This is a genomic window from Rothia sp. 27098_8_27 (genome assembly GCF_041432805.1).
Classification (GTDB): domain Bacteria; phylum Actinomycetota; class Actinomycetes; order Actinomycetales; family Micrococcaceae; genus Rothia; species Rothia mucilaginosa.
Genome location: NZ_JAPWAJ010000001.1, coordinates 522262 through 539643, shown reverse-complemented (window position 1 = coordinate 539643; position 17382 = coordinate 522262). Strand labels below are relative to the sequence as shown.

Here is a 17382-nt window from a genome sequence, read left to right as displayed (position 1 = left end):
TATTCGGGGAAGGTCCTTTAGATTGGGGGCTCCTCATTTTACGGTGGAAATGTAAAGAATACGCGCGCTCACCCCGCTAGGTTGCACAGCGCAGATTACAGATTGCGGTTTGAGCGCGACCACCGATGACTAAGGAGTTTAGATCATGTGCAAGGAAACCATGAAGGCTGTTGTTGTCCCTGAGAAGGTTGACGGTTCGGTTGTTGTCCGTGAGGTTCCCGTTCCGGCTGTCGGTCACGGCCAGGCGCTCGTGAAGATTGAGTACTCGGGCGTGTGCCACACTGACCTGCACGTGGCTTCCGGTGACTTCGGTGAGGTTCCGGGTCGTATTCTGGGTCACGAAGGCATTGGTCGTGTCGTCAAGGTCGGTGAGGGTGTTGAGTCCCTGAAGGAAGGCGATCGCGTGTCGGTGGCTTGGTTCTTCGAGGGCTGCGGCCACTGTGAGTACTGCACCTCGGGCCGTGAGACCCTGTGCCGTTCGGTGAAGAATGCAGGCTACTCGGTCGATGGCGGCATGAGTGAGTACACTCTGGTGACCGCTGATTACGCTGTGAAGGTTCCCGAGGGTCTTGACCCGGCACAGGCAAGCTCCATTACCTGCGCTGGTGTGACCACCTACAAGGCAATCAAGGAGTCGCTGGTTCGCCCGGGTCAGTGGCTGGTTGCTTACGGCGCTGGCGGTCTGGGTAACCTGGCTGTTCAGTACGCTAAGAAGGTTTTCGGCGCCAAGGTTATTGCTGTTGATATCAACGACGACAAGCTGGCTCTGGCTCGTGAGACCGGTGCTGATTACGTCATCAACGGACGCGAGGTTGAGGACGTTCCGGCTCGTATTCGCGAGCTGACCGGCGGCGGCGCTCACGCTGCTGTGGTGACCGCGGTGTCGAAGGTTGCGTTCAACCAGGCTGTTGAGTCGGTTCGTGCGGGCGGCTCCGTGGTGGCTGTTGGTCTGCCCTCGGAGATGATGGAGCTATCCATTGTGAAGATCATTCTGGACGGCATCCGCGTGGTGGGCTCCCTGGTGGGTACCCGTCAGGATCTGGCGGAGGCGTTCCAGTTCGGTGCTGACGGCATCGTGGTTCCGGTGGTTCAGTTGCGTGAGGTTGACGATGCACCGGCTGTCTTCGAGGAAATGGCGGCGGGTAAGATTACCGGCCGTATGGTTCTGGACTTCGCTAGCCTCTAAGCTAGCGGATGGGTCGAGGCGCCCGGTAAGGCCTCAAGATCTCACTCGGCTGGGGTCTTGCCGGTAGTTTCGATGGTTATAGCGCCTAGGGCGCATCCCGTGTGGCGGGGGAGTAGGGGTACTCTTTCTGCTGTGCATACGACGCGGGGTGCGTCCTAGTGTTTTTAACTAGTATTTTTAACTAGATGTTTTAGCGCCGGGTTTTTGAGAGCCGTTATCGTGAGGAGCCCAAATCCTCTGTGAGTACTAGGCACCTAAACGTAATATACGCGGGAATTTATTTTTGAAATATTCGGGGATTATCTCAAAATTCTCACTAAATCAGTTCAATAGAGCATCTTGTTTGACATCTATAGGCCTCAAAATGCATACTTGCATTGTAAACATTCAACCACTGGTTGAGGCGTAATATTTGCCGAAGAGATAGGTTTCGAACGCCCCTGCACATACCCTTGATGTAACGGGATATGACGTGTGAAGGTTTCGGCCCTCCTAGATATCGATTCCTTCTCCCGGAACGCCATACCCGGGTGAATTTCAGCATCTTCGTACCGTGCCGTTATTCACCGTTGAGTCCTTAATTCCGGCCAGGCGCCCCTCTAGACACCTTCGGATTGAGGTCTCACCAACGATTAGTGTGGGCCCCACGGACATAGTCAATGGGGACTATGTCCGCCACACTAATCCGGAACTTTTAGGACACTGCATGACTTCGAGGCGGCCCGCCCGCCACGCCATAAATTTACCTGCCGGCACGGGTAACATAGCCGGGTTCTCTACTCACTCGGTAACCCACCCGCTGCAGAACGCATCTTGATTTTTGTGTTGTTCAGAAGATGCTTCCTGTAGCAAAAGAACGAGGGGCACCTCTGCCAGGTGCCCCTCGTTTTTATATGCGCGCTGTAGTGTTTATTAGCTGCCGCGCTGTTGAGTAGATTCCACGCCGTTTAGTAGATTCCGCGCTGTGCGGTCCAGCGGATCGTGCCGCGCTCAAAGTCCATGTAGTACACGCCGTTCACGTAGGATTCGTCGCCGCGTGCCGCACCGTAGCGGGCGCTATTCTTCTCCCAATGCTTGAAAATCGCGCCGTTACCGTTGGTTTCGTACGCACCGTACGCATCCGACCAGAGCAGTACCTTACCCGAGGCGAACTGAATCTGAGCGCCCATGGAGGTGACGGTCTCATCGGTCACCGGTGCACCCCAGGTGCCGCGGTGCTGCAGGAAGTGGTGGTAGAACGCGCCGCCGGTGTGCATGCGGTGGGTGCCGGTCTGAGCAGACCACACGTAGGTGGTGCTGCCGGTGAATTCCTGCTTGATGAGGCTGTTGCCCAGGTTCTGCTCGTCGGTGGTGGGCACGCCCCTCATGCCAGCTGCACGCCAGGTCGCATAGATGGAGCCGCGCTCATTGATGATGTGGGTTCCGTATGCGTTGGACCAGTAGCCACCCTCACCGTTAGCGAAGGAGACTGCGATGGTGTCGGAGCGGGTTTCCTCGTTGGTGGTCAGGCCGCGGAATCGTGCCACGTCCGAGCGGAACTTATGATCCAGACCGCCGTTGGTGACCAGCCAGTGCGAACCGTGAGAGTTCGTCCAGTAGATGGTCTTGCCGTTGGTGAACTTCTGCGCGTACACGCCGTTGCCGAGGGTGTACTCGGTACCGATCGGGTTGCCGTAGAAGGAGCGGTTTTCGTTCCAGTAGCCACCGATACCGGTGCGAATATCAATGGAACCGGTCGCAGTGGTCACCACATTCGAATCCTGTGCCGCACGGTCTTTTGCCGCACGGTCCTCAACCGCGCGGTCCTGGCCGTTCGACCAGTTGCGGTGCACGGCCTTCGGGTTCTTCGCCAGAACCTTCAGATCGTTCACGGTGCCGGGGAAGAAGTTCGAGTCACCCACGAACGGGCCCGAATCGGTGAACTGCCAAATGTCGTAGCCGCTCCATCCTGCCGGAATTGCACCGACCACGGTGGAGTAGCTCGCCAGGTGCAGTGGTAGAGCGCCGAACTGCGGTGAACCCACGCACTGCGACCACCAGGAGGTTGCGGTGTACACCATCGGGTCGCGACCGGTCAGTGAACGGTAGGTGTCCACGAAGTCGCGGGTCCAGGCGGTCAGCTGCGCCGGGGTCATGTTGTAGCAGGTGTTGCCGTAGGCGGGGTAGGGGTTGAACTCGATGTCCAGCAGGCCCGGCAGAGTCTGGCCGTCAGCAGTCCACGCGCCACCATTCTGCACGAAGTAGCGTGCCTGATCGGCACCCGAGGAGGTGCGGGGATTTGCGAAGTGGTAGGCGCCGCGCACCATACCGACCTGCGCCGAGCCGTTGTACTGCTGAGCGAAGTACGGGTTGGTGTAGTAGGCGCCCTCGGTTGCCTTCACGTAGGCGAAGCGGGAACCTGCGGCGTAGGCGCTCGCCCAGTCCACGTTCTGCTGGTGCGAGGAGACGTCCATGCCGAGGGTGCCGCCGGAGGGGGTCCATGCGGAGCGGCCCTGTGCCAGCGCTTGACCGGCTGCCGGAGCTCGACCAGCCGCCAGACCCTGCGCGGAGCTCTGGGTCGCGGAAATACCGCTCAGGGTTGCGGTAGAAGCGGGGGAGATGGCGCCGGTGCGTGCGTTCGCGGTGCCCAGTCGTTCGCGCTCGCCCGCACCCATGGCGGGGTTGGAGCGTTCGACCAGGGAGGCATCCGGGGCGGGGGCGTAGGTGAGCTCCTCGTAGGATGCGTTGGGGTTGACCTCTGTGTCTGCGCTCGCGCTGGGGGCGGCGAAGGCTGCGGGAACGGAGGTGAGGGATGCGGCGACCAGGGAGAGCGCACCTGCGGACGCCATGATGGAGCGGGCTGCCGCGGAGCGCGCGGCAGTCTGGAGTTTCTTCATAGATTTTGCCTGTGTTTGAGAGGTGGATGTGTCGATGTGGCCCTGTGTGGGGGCTTCTGGCACGAGTGAATGGTGAGGTAGTTGAGTGAGGTTTATGTGTCAATTGTTGCCGCGTCAAGCGATCGGCACAGCTATCAGCCTACGGTACCTGCACCGCTGTGCGCAATGCTTTGGCATGTCATTCTGGCGGCATATCTTTCGCAGAGTGCACAGTAATTTGGGGTCTTTGGGGGACCTGTTTAGTTTTGCGGCTTGTCGGTGTATTTATGGGCTCAGTTTTTTGCGAAAAATTTTAGGTGGGTGACACGCCGGGGCATTGCGAATTTCATTCTGTGGACTGCTCTGTCGGAGGTTGCGCTGCAGGGGCTTTGGCTTGCGGGCATAAGGAAAGGGGTGGGCCGCACACACAAAGACCCACCCCTCATGTTCCGGGTACTGTATTTGGCGCGGCCTCGCACCGGCACCCGGAGTTTCATGGTCGATGCAGGAGAGATGAAGAGTCATCGACCACGTATATGGTGCCTGTTGGCACGTTTTTCTCGGCTCTTCCCGCCCGCTCTTTCAGGTTCTGATGTCCGGCTGAAAGAGACGGGTGGGAAGAGGCGAAAGCTTGTGTTTCCCGAAAGGCTTAGAGGAACTTGGCGATGTCCTCGACCAGCGGCTTGAGGGTCTCGCGATCGATGTACTCAGCCTTGCCGGTCTTGTAGCATTCGAGCATCTGCTGAATACCCTCGTTCGGGTGCGGGTTAGCCATGAGCCATGCGCGCACCGGGCCCTTCAGGGCGGTCTTGTGAGCCAGCGAAATCTTGTCGAAATCGATGCCGCCACGCAGGTGGTAGACGGGGCGACCTTCGGTCAGTTCGGGGGTGTAGCTCTTGGCGACGGCCTTGTCCAGCAGCTTCTTCGAGTACTCACCGGTGAAGGAGACGGTGAAGAACGCGGTGCGGTTCTTCTTGGGTGCAATAATCGGCAGGATCTTCTTGCGAAGTGCCGGTGCGCCGTTGAGGAATCCACCGTAGTCGCTGCCGGCAATGACGAAAGCGTCGAATGCCTCAGCCTGCTCGGGGGTGACCTTGGAGGCGGGGACAGTCTCAACCTCGGGGGCCTGCGGGAGTGCACGCAGATCTTCTGCCAGCCAGGTGGCGTACTGTTCGGTGTAGCCGTAGGTGGAGCCGAAGATAATCAGCACGCGAGTAGTCATCTGTGAACCTTCCAGATATATTTCGCATTTCAAATACTAATTATGGGTTCCAATATAGGCTAGGCGCGCGAAAATGTGAAATCGCCCAGCTTTTGGATGCCCCATCTATCTTCTCATAGCCCACTCTGAGTGTCTCTATGTTTTTGAAATATGCTCGAATGTTCTCGAATGCGACTAAATATTGTGCAGTGAAGGCTAGATATGGGTAAAAAGTACCCTAATTTACTTTCCGGGCGAGGCGGGGGTGGTGGGAGTGAAAACCGGCTTTCTGTGGTGTGCTCGATAGGGAATAGGTGATGCTCAAAATGCGACGTGAAACACAATTTCTTCGGTGGAAAGAGTTGGGAGAAACATACCCAAGAGGGCGCAAAACCCCTATAATTGAGAAAGAGTCCCACGCATCCGGCATGTGGTTACCTGTTAGAACACGTGGGAATAATTGGGAATTTGACGTTAGTCTTCCCCGGAAAATCAGTGTGAACCCCCATAGGTCACACGAAACAACACACAAAGGTTAGGTACATGAGGCGCGCAAAAATCGTTGCAACCATCGGTCCGGCAATCGAGTCCCCCGAGAAGATCTCCGAGGCAATCAAGGCTGGCCTGAACGTCGCCCGTCTGAACATGAGCCACGGTGACCACGCCGAGCACCAGGCACGCTACGACACCATCCGTGAACAGTCTGCAAAGCTCGGCAAGGACGTTGCTATCCTCGCCGACCTGCAGGGCCCCAAGATTCGCCTCGAGCGTTTCGCAAACGGCAAGGAATACCTTGAGCCCGGCGCAGACTTCACCATCACCTCCGAAGACGTTGAAGGTACCGCAGAAATCTGTGGCACCACCTACAAGGGCCTGCCCGGCGACGTAAAGCTCGGCGACAAGCTCCTGCTCGACGATGGCAAGATCCGCCTCGAAGCTATTGAGGTAACTCCCACCCGCGTTCGCACCCGCGTGGTCGTCGGTGGCCCCATCTCCAACAACAAGGGCATCAACCTGCCCGGCGCAGCAGTCTCCCTGCCCGCGCTGACCGAGAAGGACGCGAACGACCTGCGCTTCGCACTGAAGATGGGTGCAGACATCATTGCACTCTCCTTCGTCCGTACCGGTGCAGACGTTGACCCCGTCCACAAGATCATGGACGAAGAGGGTATCCGCGTACCCGTCATTGCCAAGATTGAGAAGCCCCAGGCAGTTGAGAACCTGCAGGACATCATCGACAAGTTCGACGGCATCATGGTCGCTCGTGGTGACCTCGGTGTTGAGCTGCCCTTCTCCGAGGTTCCCCTCGTCCAGAAGAAGGCAATCGACATGGCACGCCGCTGGGCAAAGCCCGTCATCGTGGCAACCCAGGTGCTCGAGTCCATGACCGACAACCCCGTCCCCACCCGTGCAGAGGTTTCTGACTGCGCTAACGCAATCCTCGACGGCGCAGACGCTGTGATGCTCTCCGGTGAGACCTCGGTCGGTAAGTACCCGATCCTGACCCTGCAGGCTATGGCTGCAATCGTTCAGGATACCGAAAAGGGCGGTCTGTACCGCGTGCCCGAGCTGGACCGCAAGCCCCGCACCCGCGGTGGCGCAATCACCCGCGCAGCAGTGAACATTGCTGACCAGCTGGATGCAAAGCTCATCGTTACTTTCACCCAGTCCGGTGACTCGGCACGTCGTCTGGCACGTCTGCGTCCCGAGACCCCGATTGTCGCGTTCACCACCAGCTCGAAGGTTCGTTCCTTCCTGTCCATGCTGTGGGGCGTTGACGCTGAGCAGGTTGAGATGATCACCGATCAGGAAGGTCTGTTCCATTTCGTGGACGAGTACCTGCTGAAGAACGGTCTGGCAGAAGCTGGCGACCTGGTCGTCGTTGCTGCCGGTGCTCCCGCAGGCCGCGCAGGTACCACCAACATGGTTCAGGTACACCGCGTCTACGGTGCTGAGGGCGAGCGCGAAACTCTGCGTCCTTACGAGGAGAACGAGGTCAAGCGCTAAGCCGCTCACCATTCTTTTTCGATGCGTAGCTGAGGGTAATCCTTCGCCTGTACGCTCGGTATGTAGAACCGCCGCCCTGTCGTGAATTTTCACGGCCGGGCGGCGGTTTTGTGTGTTGGTGTAGTTGCCCCATCTGATGCGCGGGTGGGGTACAAGGGGTACAGAAGCGGATACAGAAAAGCGGCGGGAAAGCTTCAAGCTTTCCCGCCGCTTTTGCGTTGGTGCCCGAGGTGGGACTCGAACCCACACTCCGAAGAACCTGATTTTGAGTCAGGCGCGTCTGCCAATTCCGCCACTCGGGCGTATCACGCATTTGTGCGTAACACCTTTAGAATTCTAACCCAGGCTGTCTAGAAAATCTAATCTATCGGACGTGTTGAGCAGGCTGAGGCGGGGTGCGGAACATCTGCTGAGGGTTTCTGTTGCGCCTCTATGAGGGGGTAAGTCTGGTACCTGCCGCGCATTTGCTGAGGGGTGCGGGAGCCTACTGCGAGGTCTTGCGGCTGTAAATCCTGAGCTCAGGGTGAACCGGCGCCACTTATCCACAGGTGGAGGCGGGGGAGAAAGCGCGCATCCTGTATCCTTAAAGACTGACTAACCATCCCCGTTCGCCTTCGCGGCTGGGGGCCACCTCAACGTTAAGAAAGTGATCACGGCTCGTGTTCAATTCTCTCTCCGACCGCTTGACGGCAACTTTTAAGAACCTGCGCGGCAAGGGCCGCCTCTCCGAGGCAGACATTGATGCAACCGTCCGCGAAATCCGCCGCGCCCTGCTCGACGCTGACGTCGCCGTCCCCGTGGTCCGCGAATTTACCGCCCACGTGAAGGAACGCGCTCTTGGTGCGGAAGTTTCCGAGGCACTGAACCCCTCCCAGCAGATCGTCAAGATCGTGAACGAGGAGCTGGTGAGCATCCTCGGCGGTTCGACCCGCCGCATCAACATGGCGAAGAGTGGCCCGACCATCATCATGCTGGCGGGTCTGCAGGGTGCCGGTAAGACCACCCTGGCTGGCAAGCTGGCTCACTGGCTCAAGGGCCAGGGCCACACCCCGATGCTGATTGCATCCGACCTGCAGCGCCCCAATGCGGTGACCCAGCTGAAGGTCGTTGGTGAGCGTGCGGGCGTACCCGTGTACGCGCCGCACCCCGGTGTGACCAGCGAGTTTGATGTACCCACCGGCGACCCCGTGCAGGTGGCTCGTGACGGTGTGGCTGAGGCTCGCGCTAAGCTGCACGACGTGGTCATTGTCGATACTGCGGGTCGTCTGGGTGTTGACGCTGAGCTGATGCAGCAGGCACGCGATATTCGTGACGCGATTGAGCCGCACGAAGTTCTGTTCGTCATCGACGCGATGATTGGTCAGGACGCCGTGAACACCGCTAACGCCTTCAACGAGGGTGTGGACTTCACCGGTGTGGTCCTGTCTAAGCTTGATGGTGACGCCCGCGGTGGTGCGGCTCTGTCGGTGGCTTCGGTGACCGGCAAGCCGATTATGTTCGCGTCCACCGGTGAGAACGTCACTGACTTTGAACAGTTCCACCCGGACCGTATGGCAAGCCGCATCCTGGATATGGGTGACATCCTGACTCTGATCGAGCAGGCTGAAGCTCAGTGGGATAAGGCTGAAGCCGACCGCATGGCGAAGAAGTTCATCGATCAGGAAGACTTCACTTTTGAGGACTTCCTGGCTCAGATGCAGCAGATTCGTAAGCTTGGTTCCATGAAGAAGCTGCTCATGATGATGCCCGGTGCGGCTCAGATGCGTCAGCAGCTTGAGGCTTTTGACGAGCGCGAGATTGACCGCGTGGAGGCGATTGTTCGCTCCATGACCCCGCACGAGCGTGTGGCTCCGCGCATCATTAACGGTTCCCGCCGTGCCCGTATCGCTAAGGGTGCGGGTGTGACCGTGTCTGAGGTGAACCAGCTGATGGAGCGTTTCGCTCAGGCTCAGAAGATGATGAAGAAGCTCGCTTCGGGCAAGATGCCCGGCATGCCCGGTGGTATGCAGATGCCCGGTATGGCTGCGGCGGCGGGTGGCGCTCGTAAGAACGCGAAGAACAACAACAAGAAGAAGAAGGCTCGCTCCGGCAACCCGCAGAAGCGTGCGGCGCAGGAGGCGGCAGCAGCTAAGGCGCAGCAGGCTCGCGCCGGCGCTGCATTCGGTCAGCAGGCTCAGAACCAGGAAATGGATCTGTCCAGCATGAACCTGCCGAAGGGCTTCGAGAAGTTCCTGCAGTAAGAGCAAATATGAGCCCGGTAAGGGGTGGTACGGGTGCGCACGTGGTGACGGGCGCACCCGTACCGGTATGGTGCCCGGTTTGGGTGCATGAATGGGTGTGAAGGGAAGGTATCAATGGCTCAGAACGAGCAGAATTGGGATCGAGAGAATGCGGATGATCAGCTGAATGAGCAGGTCACGCCGTGGTCTCAGCGCGCCTTCGCTGATGATGCTGTAGAGGACCCTGCCTGCGCATCTGCCGCTGAGTTTGTAGAGGAGCCTGCAGGCGAGTCTGCAGTTGAGGAGGGCTCGCTGGGCTTCTCTGATGCTCCCGCAGAGGTTCTTGAAGACGACCTTTCGGGCGATCTTGAAGACGGCATCGCACACGACTTTGCGGACGGCTTCGACAATGATTCGAGCATCCTTCCCGGGTACACCCCCGTCTGGGCGCGTATCGCCCTCGAGTACGGTGAGCACTCCGCCGAACTGGCTGGTGACCTCGTCTACTCGAGCGAGAGCGACGACCCCGCCGTTGACGACGTTGCCGCAACCATCCTGAACCTGATTCGTGAGGCCCGCAGCATGCACGATGAGGTGAAGGAGGAAGACCCCGATACGCAGCGCGCCTGGAACGACCGCACGAAGGTTGACCGCCTCGCCGCCGCCCTGGAGAGCGAAGAGTGGACTGTCGATAAGCTCACCGGCATGTGGGACGACGCCCCCGCACCCGCCGGGACCGGCGAATCGGATAGCCCCGAGTACCTGCGCGCCCAGGATGAGGAGCGCACCGCCGAGAAGCAGCGCAATGAGCGCATCGAGCAGACCATGGAGCTGGAGGAGAAGATTCAGCGCCGCCGCATCATGGCTCGTTCCACCACCGATGAGGAGCTGATTGCCGCCCTCATTGAGGCGACCGCCGCCTCCCCGGAGCTGATTGCTTACGAGATGGGTGAGCATCAGGTGCAGCTCTACGTGCTGTGCGCCGTGGATGATGAGGGCTACATGAACGTGCTGGAGGTCGCTGACGGCCACCTGCACGTGGGTACCCCCGTTGAGGATTATGTGGCGCAGCTGGTGGATCAGTTGCCGGTCACCGGTGCCGCCCTGGAGGGCGAGGCGACCGTGTGGGAGGAGCTGCCCGGTGGTCAGGGTGAGCTGGAGTTCCTGGTGGACGGTGATGCCGCCATGCTCGTTGACCTGCCCATTGACATGATTACCGGGCTTCTTTTGGCGTACCTTCCTGCCGGTACTCGGCAGGTTGTTGCCGCGCCGGCGGGGGAATGGACCCTCATTTCTGCCGACCCGGTGGACCTGATGGCGCTGCTGGGCCTGCTGAACTGCAACGCCCTGATTGCTGAGGGCAACGCGAACCAGCAACACCTGGTGGTCTATGAGGAGCCCGCCCGTGAGCCCTACTCGGATGAGGAGTGGTACCTGGAGGCGTTCGGTGAACCCTACGAGAATATCGTGGAGGAGTTCACCTGGCAGCGTGTGCCTAAGCGCCTGAACCGTGCCCTCAGCCGTGAGGAAGTCGCACGTTTTGGCGGCGTGTTGGAGGATCTGCTCTCAGAGCTTCCCGGTAGCGCCCCGGAGCTGTCGGGTTCGAAGATTTTCGGTTCCGATGAGGAAGAAATCGAGCAGGGTATCGCTAATGTCATGGCGATGTTTGGTGCGGAGGCTGACTCCATTGCCGGTCGCCGTCTGAATGCGTACCTGCGCGATACGAGCAATACCCTGGCGTTGGAGTCGGTGCTGCAGCTGCTGGATGTTCCCACGGAGCTGGCGCTGGTTCCGACCACCGGTTTTGATGTGGCGTCGATTAGCACGGCGCGCATCTTCGGCAACGAGGATGAGGGCTTCGCGCAGCCTGCGGCTGAAACTGCTGAGGCTGAACCTGCTGATGCGCCTGAAGGTACTTTCTCTGGGGAAGATGAGGAAATCGAGCCCTACCCGGGCGGCTACACCTCGCCCATGGAGCGTAGCTACCGACTGGTTGCGACCGGTCGCCGCGTGACCCTCGCCGAGTGGATGGATGCCATTAGCCAGGGCCATATTCCCTTCGAGTACACTCATATGTCTTTCCCGGAAGACGCTCTTGATGAGGAAGAAGACTTCCTGGACTCTGAGCCGTTTGATGACTTCGAGGGGCACTACGAGCAGGACCGCGATTTCGATAAGGACGATGCGCAGCCTACGGGGGGCAGGAATTTCACCCCGGAGGAAGAAGAAGCTATTCTTGCGCATTTGAGGGCTGCCCTGGCACCGCACTCCGCCCAGTCTGCGGCAGAACAGTCTGCGGCAGAGCAGACCGTCGCATCGCAGTCCGAGGCGACCCCGGCTGAGGGCGTACAATCCGATGTCGCGCGCTCTGACGACTCGCAGTCTGAGAACGTATCCGCTGAGGATGCTCCGTCGCAGGTAACGCAGGCTGCCACCTCCGCACGGGCTATCTCGAAGAAGTCTGCCTCGAAGAAGCGCCTGACCGCCGAGCAGATTCGTGCCAAGACCCGCCGTGTGGGTCTTGTCCTGGGTGCGGATGTAACCGCTCAGGGCGCTATCGCTCTGACCTTGGCGAATGTGGCGCGCCGCCGCCGTGCTCAGGGTAAGGCGAGCCGTAAGTTCTCGGTGGCTGCGGCGCTCTTTGCCCTGAACGCCACGGTTGAGTCGGCTCTGATTCCGACGGTTCTGCGTTCTTTTGAACAGACTCAGCTGAAGAAGCATGCCCGCCCGGTGGCGGATGCTGAGCTGGTGCATCCGGGAGATGCCGCAGGGGACCAGCCCTCGACCAAGAAGCGCACTCTGATTGATGATTTGCGTGAGGGCCACTACCGCACGGTGGAGGATGCCACCCCGTCCACGGAGCAGGCACCCTCTGGACTGCGTGAGCGTGCCCTGGGTATAGTGCGTAGCATCAGGCAGCGCGCTGCGAAGAAAACCGACCGCTAAAGGAAAGAAGCCATGAAGGATTCCTATCTGAGCGATGAAGAGCTGAAGGCTTTTATCGCCACCTTGCCCACGCGCCGTTTGGCGGCAGGCGCGCTGATTCGTAATGAGCGCGGCGAGATGCTGCTGGTGAAGCCGAACTATAAGGACGGCTGGATTCTTCCCGGCGGCACCGTGGAGGCTGGCGAGGCGCCCAAGCCCGGTTGTGAGCGTGAGATTGTGGAGGAGCTGGGCCTGGATGTGAAGCTGGGTCGTGTGTTGCTGATTTTCCACGGCCTGTCGCTGGGCGTGTGGGGCGATTCGACCTACTACATGTATGACGGCGGCGTGATTGCGGCGGATACGAAGATTACCCTGCAGGATGCTGAGCTGGTGACCTATGAGTGGGTTGCTCCGGAGAACCTGGAGGGTTATGTGCGCCCGTCGATGGTGGAGCGTCTGCGTGAGTGCTACCGCGCCCTGGAGACGGGGGAGACTCTGGAGATGAGCAACCTCGACTCCTAACAACCTCGACTAGCTGCGGCTACGCTGCCGCTGGGCGGGGAGCTACCGGGCGCATCACGGGGTGCAGAACGCTGTTTAAAAGTGATGTTCGGTGCCTGCGGCAATTATTTTTCCGTGTCGCTAGCTTAAAATCTTGGGCTCTGATACCCTAGCTGAGTACCCGGCGACGCGCGACCCCTCTCTTCGCGCGCCGTTGTGTCCATAGAGGCGCCGTGAATGGCCCGCCCCACGGGTGCTGAACCGTGTGCCTCGCACCAAATTATGAAACAGGAGTAACCACTAAAGTGGCTGTTAAGATTCGTCTCAAGCGTATGGGTAAGATCCGCGATCCTCGTTACCGCGTCGTGATCGCTGATTCGCGCGTCAAGCGCGACGGTAAGACCATCGAAGAGATCGGTATTTACCACCCGACCGAGCACCCCTCGCGTATCGAGATCAACTCTGAGCGTGCTCAGTACTGGCTCTCCGTCGGCGCACAGCCGACCGAGCAGGTTCTGGCTCTGCTGAAGCTCTCGGGCGACTGGGCTGCATTCAAGGGCGAGAAGGCAGAATCCAAGGTTCTGCCCGTCGAGGCTAAGGCTGAGTTCGTTGTTCCCGAAAAGGGTTCCGTGATCCTGCCCGAGGCTATCACCCCCAAGGCTGAGAAGGCTGAAGAGGCTGCTGAGGAAGCAGCACCCGAGGCTGAGGCTGAGGAAGCAGCTGAGTAATTATGTTGGCTGACGCACTCGAACACCTGGTTCGAGGGATTGTCGATCGTCCGGAGGACGTGAAGGTGCGCCTGCGCACTCAGCGTCACCGTGAAACCCTTGAGGTTCGCGTGCATCCGGATGACCTGGGCCGAGTTATCGGCAGGTCTGGTCGTACCGCCAAGAGCATCCGTCTGGTGATGGACGCTATTTCTGATGGCGAGCCGATGCGTATCGACATTATCGACACCGACAAAAAGCGACGCTAGCTCGTAAACGCTTGAAGCCCCCGCTCCCGGAGTTTTTCCGGAAGGCGGGGGCTTTCGCGTACCCGGGTCCCGGTGGTACTGCGGGCGGCAGAATGCGCCCGTCCTAAGTGCCCGGTAGAATAGTGGGAGCCGTGCACGTGCACGGCGTAGGTTTTTAGCTTGTATCCAGCGGAGGAAAATTATGCAGGTTGTGGTGGCTCGTATCGGTAAGCCTCACGGTATTCGTGGTGAGGTGACGGTTCAGCTCTTTACTGATGCCCCGCAGGAGCGTTTTGCCCGCGGTGAGGTGCTCGGTATCGAGAATTTCAAGCCCGGCTCTGCTGCCGCTTCTGTGGCGCCTACCGGTGAGCTGACGGTTGCCGGTGCCCGCTGGAACAAGAAGATTCTGGTGGTCCGTTTTGATGAGGTGACTACCCGCAACCAGGCTGAGGAGCTGCGCGGCAGCCGCCTGGTTTACGAGGTTCCCGAGGATGAGGGCGATGAAGAGGGCTTCTACGAGCAGGAGCTGGTGAACCTGCCCGTGTACCTGCTGGCGGATGTTCCCGAGGGCGAGAGCCCCGTGGATAACCCGGCTGTGGGCAAGCCGCTGGGCAAGGTGACCGGTCTGCAGACCATGCCGGTTCAGGATTTGCTGCTGATTAAGCTGGCTCGTTCGCCGCGTCTTGCCTCCGGTGCGGGTGAAGAGATCATGATTCCTTTTGTTGAGGAGATCGTGCCCGAGGTGGTTCCCTCGACCGAGGATGAGCCCGGCTTTGTGCTGCTGACCCCTCCGGCGGGTTTGATTGACCTGGTCGAGGACGCTGAGCAGGATTCTGCGCAGGCGACCGAGCAGGCGGGGGAGTAGTCCGTGCGCTACGATGTGGTCACGATTTTCCCCGAGTACCTGGAGCCGCTGAAGCTGTCCCTGCTGGGCAAGGCGCGCGAGAAGGGTCTGGTGGATTTGCACCTGCACGATTTGCGTGAGTACACCTTTGACCGTCACCGCACGGTGGATGACACCCCGTATGGCGGTGGCGCGGGCATGGTGATGAAGGCGGAGCCGTGGGGTTTGGCGCTGGATGAGGTGCTTGCCGCCTCCCCTCTGAATGCTTCCGAAGACTCTACTGAAGGTGCTGAGCCCGCCGCCGATACCCGCCCGCTGCTGATTGTCCCGTCCCCGGCGGGTGCCGTTTTCGATCAGGCGATGGCGTACAAGCTGGCGGAGGAGAAGCATATTGTCTTCGCTCCGGCGCGCTACGAGGGCATTGATGAGCGTGTGCTGGACTGGGCGCAGGAGAGCTTCCGCGTGATGCCCGTATCCCTGGGCGATTACGTGCTCTACGGTGGCGAGGTTGCGGTCATGGCGATGATTGAGGCTATCACCCGCCTGATTCCGGGCGCGATGGGTAACCCCGCCTCCCTGGAGGAAGAGTCGCATACGGGCGGTCTGCTGGAGTATCCGGTGTACACGAAGCCCGCCGTGTGGCGTGACCGTGAGGTGCCGGAGGTACTGCTGTCGGGTAATCACGGTGCGATTGCGCGTTGGCGTCGTGACCGTCAGATTGAGCGCACCCTGGAGCGCCGCCCGGACCTGCTGGAGGCGTACCCGGTGGAGCAGTGGGATAAGAAGGATCGCCGCTTCTTGGCTGAGCGCGGGGTGCATTTTGCGAACCCGGCGAAGGCGGCTCAGAAGAAGGCGAAGAAGAACCCCGCACCGCAGGCTGATAGCGCGGCTCAGGCGGCACAGCCTGATACTGCACAGTCTAATACCGTGCAGACCCAGCCGGAATCCTAAGCTTCGAACGGGTGCCTGTGGGTGCCTCGTGATTCTCTGAATGGGGGTTAGCGTCATATAACTGTTAGTTGGCGCTAACCCCTATTTTTTGTGCCCGCGACCCGTTATTCTGAGGTTACCCTCGCTAAGAACATAGCTTACCTATAGCTGGTGCGAGGTTGTAACCCGCTTTCATCGTTGAAAGCATGTACTCAACAGAAGGAGGACACATGTCCGTTGTTAAGGTTCACCGTTTGGCTGTCGTTGGCGACAACCGTGCTGAGCTGGAGAAGCGCTTTGCCGCTGCCCGCCACATCGCTGACTCTTTCCCCGGCTTTGAGGGTTTTGAGCTGTGGCGCCCCCTGGATGAGGGCGGCGACTATTTCGTGGTGACCCGCTGGGTTGATGAGGCAAGCCACGATGCGTATGCGGCGGCTCGTCGTGAGCGTGACCCGAATACTGTTGTCTCTCACGCTGATGGCACCATGAGCTTCGAGAAGGTGGAGTTCAGCGAGTAACCGGTCGCGGCGAGTAACCTGTCACTCTGGGGAATTATTAGGTAAACCCCGCCGGTAATCGCTCTGAGTAGGGGTTTATCTCATTTTTATCTCAAATAGTGAGGGGCCGCACTAACTTTTCTACATATTGCTTTAAGTGGGTATTGGTCCATGTGGAGGCGATATAAGGAGGGTTTAGCGCGGCCCCTCCTTGATTTTTCGGGGCTTAAAATCCGCAGGTATTTCGCTGTGATTGGATATGTGGGTTCGGCGCTATAAAACACCTGAATTATGGTCAATAAATGCCATCTGTATCCTTCAATCCGAAAGTGACACTTTAATGCAAAAAGGTTATTATTAGTCCCGAGAGCACACATTCGTCCGTGCCGGTAGTTCGGGCGAAGACAGCGATCCCCTCTCAGCTGCATCGCATGACGTAGCTGAGTCATTCAAGGGAAATATTCAGCGCACCCAGGTCAGCGCCTCCTCTGCATAGGAGGTCTGGCAAGGGAGCCAACTCAACTATCACGTATTCACACAAGTGGTGCATGGTGCGGAACCCCGCAATATATGGGATGGGAGCTTGGTGGTTCGAGCGTTCATCGTGGTTGATGACCCTCCCAGCCGCGGATAGGAATGTGCTTTGCAAAGCGGGTGAGCAAGCCGGTGGTCCGGACCGGTGCTCACCCGCTCCGCTGTTAAACGTTGCCTTTGGTAAGTCGTTCCTTCTATGCTCGTCATGTTTCTCTGTCTAGTGCTTTTCGGGTACCGGGCGCTCGCGGAACTCGATGGGTCGCTTCGCCTTGGGTAGTGAGTACATGACGCGCAGGTACGCATCCTCCACCAGTTCTTCTAGTACCCGCTCGGTTATGCCTTCGCCGGCGCCCACGGAAATCCAGTGCCGCTTATTCATATGCCATGCCGGGATGATGCTCGGGTAGATACGCCGCAGCACCTCGGATTCTTCCGGGTCGGTTTTGAGGTTCACGATGGGGTAGCCGATGCCCTCCGTGTACATGGCGAAGATCTTGCCGCCTATCCGGTACACCGTGTGCTCGGGCCCGAACGGCTGATCGCGCATCGCCAGCGGCATGGCGAGTGCGAGGCAGTCAACGGCATGTGCGAGGTCTTCGGGCGCCAGAAGTTTGGGGGAGGGGTTTGTGCTCATGGCTTCGATTCTATCCGGTTGTCGGTGGCTCTACGGTGTTGATACCTAAGGGCTGATATAAAAATTGGGGTGTATGCAATGGTTCGCATACACC

At 59.3% G+C, this 17382-nt stretch carries 13 protein-coding genes and 1 tRNA gene; 10 read left to right on the top strand and 4 right to left on the bottom strand.

The features are described 5' to 3' along the window. Positions 1-145 precede the first annotated feature (145 nt). On the top strand, positions 146-1186 hold the full coding sequence (gene adhP, locus O3675_RS02000) for an alcohol dehydrogenase AdhP (RefSeq protein ID WP_371570631.1): 1041 nt from the start codon (positions 146-148) through the stop codon (positions 1184-1186). Positions 1187-2133: 947 nt separating this feature from the next. Here the strand turns inward: adhP and O3675_RS01995 are convergent. Both O3675_RS01995 and O3675_RS01990 read right to left on the bottom strand, forming a co-directional pair. Continuing rightward, the gene (locus O3675_RS01995) at positions 2134-4062 is read right to left on the bottom strand and encodes a GH25 family lysozyme (RefSeq protein WP_371570628.1); all 1929 of its coding nucleotides are present in this window, start codon (positions 4060-4062) and stop codon (positions 2134-2136) included. Positions 4063-4690: 628 nt separating this feature from the next. Then, the gene (locus tag O3675_RS01990) at positions 4691-5263 is read right to left on the bottom strand and encodes a flavodoxin domain-containing protein (RefSeq protein WP_049327782.1); all 573 of its coding nucleotides are present in this window, start codon (positions 5261-5263) and stop codon (positions 4691-4693) included. A gap of 522 nt (positions 5264-5785) precedes the next feature. Here O3675_RS01990 and pyk point away from each other — a divergent pair. Further along, positions 5786-7249, top strand: a complete 1464-nt coding sequence (gene pyk, locus O3675_RS01985; RefSeq protein WP_314841255.1) for a pyruvate kinase — start codon at positions 5786-5788, stop codon at positions 7247-7249. 219 nt (positions 7250-7468) lie between these two features. Here the strand turns inward: pyk and O3675_RS01980 are convergent. Continuing rightward, positions 7469-7551 (bottom strand) — tRNA-Leu (locus O3675_RS01980). A gap of 357 nt (positions 7552-7908) precedes the next feature. Here O3675_RS01980 and ffh point away from each other — a divergent pair. The 8 genes from ffh to O3675_RS01940 all read left to right on the top strand — a co-directional run bounded on the left by ffh (position 7909) and on the right by O3675_RS01940 (position 16141). After that, positions 7909-9489, top strand: a complete 1581-nt coding sequence (gene ffh / locus O3675_RS01975) for a signal recognition particle protein (RefSeq protein WP_070593408.1) — start codon at positions 7909-7911, stop codon at positions 9487-9489. Positions 9490-9603: 114 nt separating this feature from the next. After that, positions 9604-12414 (top strand): hypothetical protein, encoded by a 2811-nt coding sequence (locus tag O3675_RS01970; RefSeq protein ID WP_371570625.1) that lies wholly within the window; start codon positions 9604-9606, stop codon positions 12412-12414. Positions 12415-12426: 12 nt separating this feature from the next. Further along, a complete protein-coding gene (locus O3675_RS01965) occupies positions 12427-12915 on the top strand; it encodes an NUDIX hydrolase (RefSeq protein WP_005505687.1) in 489 nt (162 codons plus the stop codon). A gap of 284 nt (positions 12916-13199) precedes the next feature. Further along, complete coding sequence (gene rpsP, locus O3675_RS01960; protein ID WP_005505689.1) at positions 13200-13622, top strand: 30S ribosomal protein S16; 423 nt, start codon at positions 13200-13202, stop codon at positions 13620-13622. A gap of 2 nt (positions 13623-13624) precedes the next feature. Next, positions 13625-13870: an RNA-binding protein gene (locus O3675_RS01955; protein ID WP_005505691.1), complete on the top strand. Its 246-nt coding sequence runs from the start codon at positions 13625-13627 to the stop codon at positions 13868-13870. Between the two features lie 181 nt (positions 13871-14051). Then, complete coding sequence (rimM, locus tag O3675_RS01950; protein WP_005505693.1) at positions 14052-14714, top strand: ribosome maturation factor RimM; 663 nt, start codon at positions 14052-14054, stop codon at positions 14712-14714. A gap of 3 nt (positions 14715-14717) precedes the next feature. Continuing rightward, positions 14718-15644, top strand: coding sequence for a tRNA (guanosine(37)-N1)-methyltransferase TrmD (gene trmD, locus O3675_RS01945; protein ID WP_371570620.1), 927 nt, complete (start codon positions 14718-14720; stop codon positions 15642-15644). Positions 15645-15853: 209 nt separating this feature from the next. After that, positions 15854-16141, top strand: coding sequence for an antibiotic biosynthesis monooxygenase (locus O3675_RS01940; RefSeq protein WP_005505695.1), 288 nt, complete (start codon positions 15854-15856; stop codon positions 16139-16141). A gap of 730 nt (positions 16142-16871) precedes the next feature. Here O3675_RS01940 and O3675_RS01935 read toward each other — a convergent pair. Further along, on the bottom strand, positions 16872-17288 hold the full coding sequence (locus O3675_RS01935) for an MmcQ/YjbR family DNA-binding protein (protein ID WP_371570617.1): 417 nt from the start codon (positions 17286-17288) through the stop codon (positions 16872-16874). Positions 17289-17382: the final 94 nt, after the last annotated feature.

Excerpts from the sequence above, each read along its gene's own strand:
- adhP (WP_371570631.1), top strand. The coding sequence starts at position 146 with ATGTGCAAGGAAACCATGAAGGCTGTTGTTGTCCCTGAGAAGGTTGAC.
- rimM (WP_005505693.1), top strand. The coding sequence starts at position 14,052 with ATGCAGGTTGTGGTGGCTCGTATCGGTAAGCCTCACGGTATTCGTGGT.
- O3675_RS01970 (WP_371570625.1), top strand. The coding sequence starts at position 9,604 with ATGGCTCAGAACGAGCAGAATTGGGATCGAGAGAATGCGGATGATCAG.
- O3675_RS01990 (WP_049327782.1), bottom strand. The coding sequence starts at position 5,263 with ATGACTACTCGCGTGCTGATTATCTTCGGCTCCACCTACGGCTACACC.
- O3675_RS01935 (WP_371570617.1), bottom strand. The coding sequence starts at position 17,288 with ATGAGCACAAACCCCTCCCCCAAACTTCTGGCGCCCGAAGACCTCGCA.
- O3675_RS01995 (WP_371570628.1), bottom strand. The coding sequence starts at position 4,062 with ATGAAGAAACTCCAGACTGCCGCGCGCTCCGCGGCAGCCCGCTCCATC.
- pyk (WP_314841255.1), top strand. The coding sequence starts at position 5,786 with ATGAGGCGCGCAAAAATCGTTGCAACCATCGGTCCGGCAATCGAGTCC.
- O3675_RS01940 (WP_005505695.1), top strand. The coding sequence starts at position 15,854 with ATGTCCGTTGTTAAGGTTCACCGTTTGGCTGTCGTTGGCGACAACCGT.
- O3675_RS01955 (WP_005505691.1), top strand. The coding sequence starts at position 13,625 with ATGTTGGCTGACGCACTCGAACACCTGGTTCGAGGGATTGTCGATCGT.
- O3675_RS01965 (WP_005505687.1), top strand. The coding sequence starts at position 12,427 with ATGAAGGATTCCTATCTGAGCGATGAAGAGCTGAAGGCTTTTATCGCC.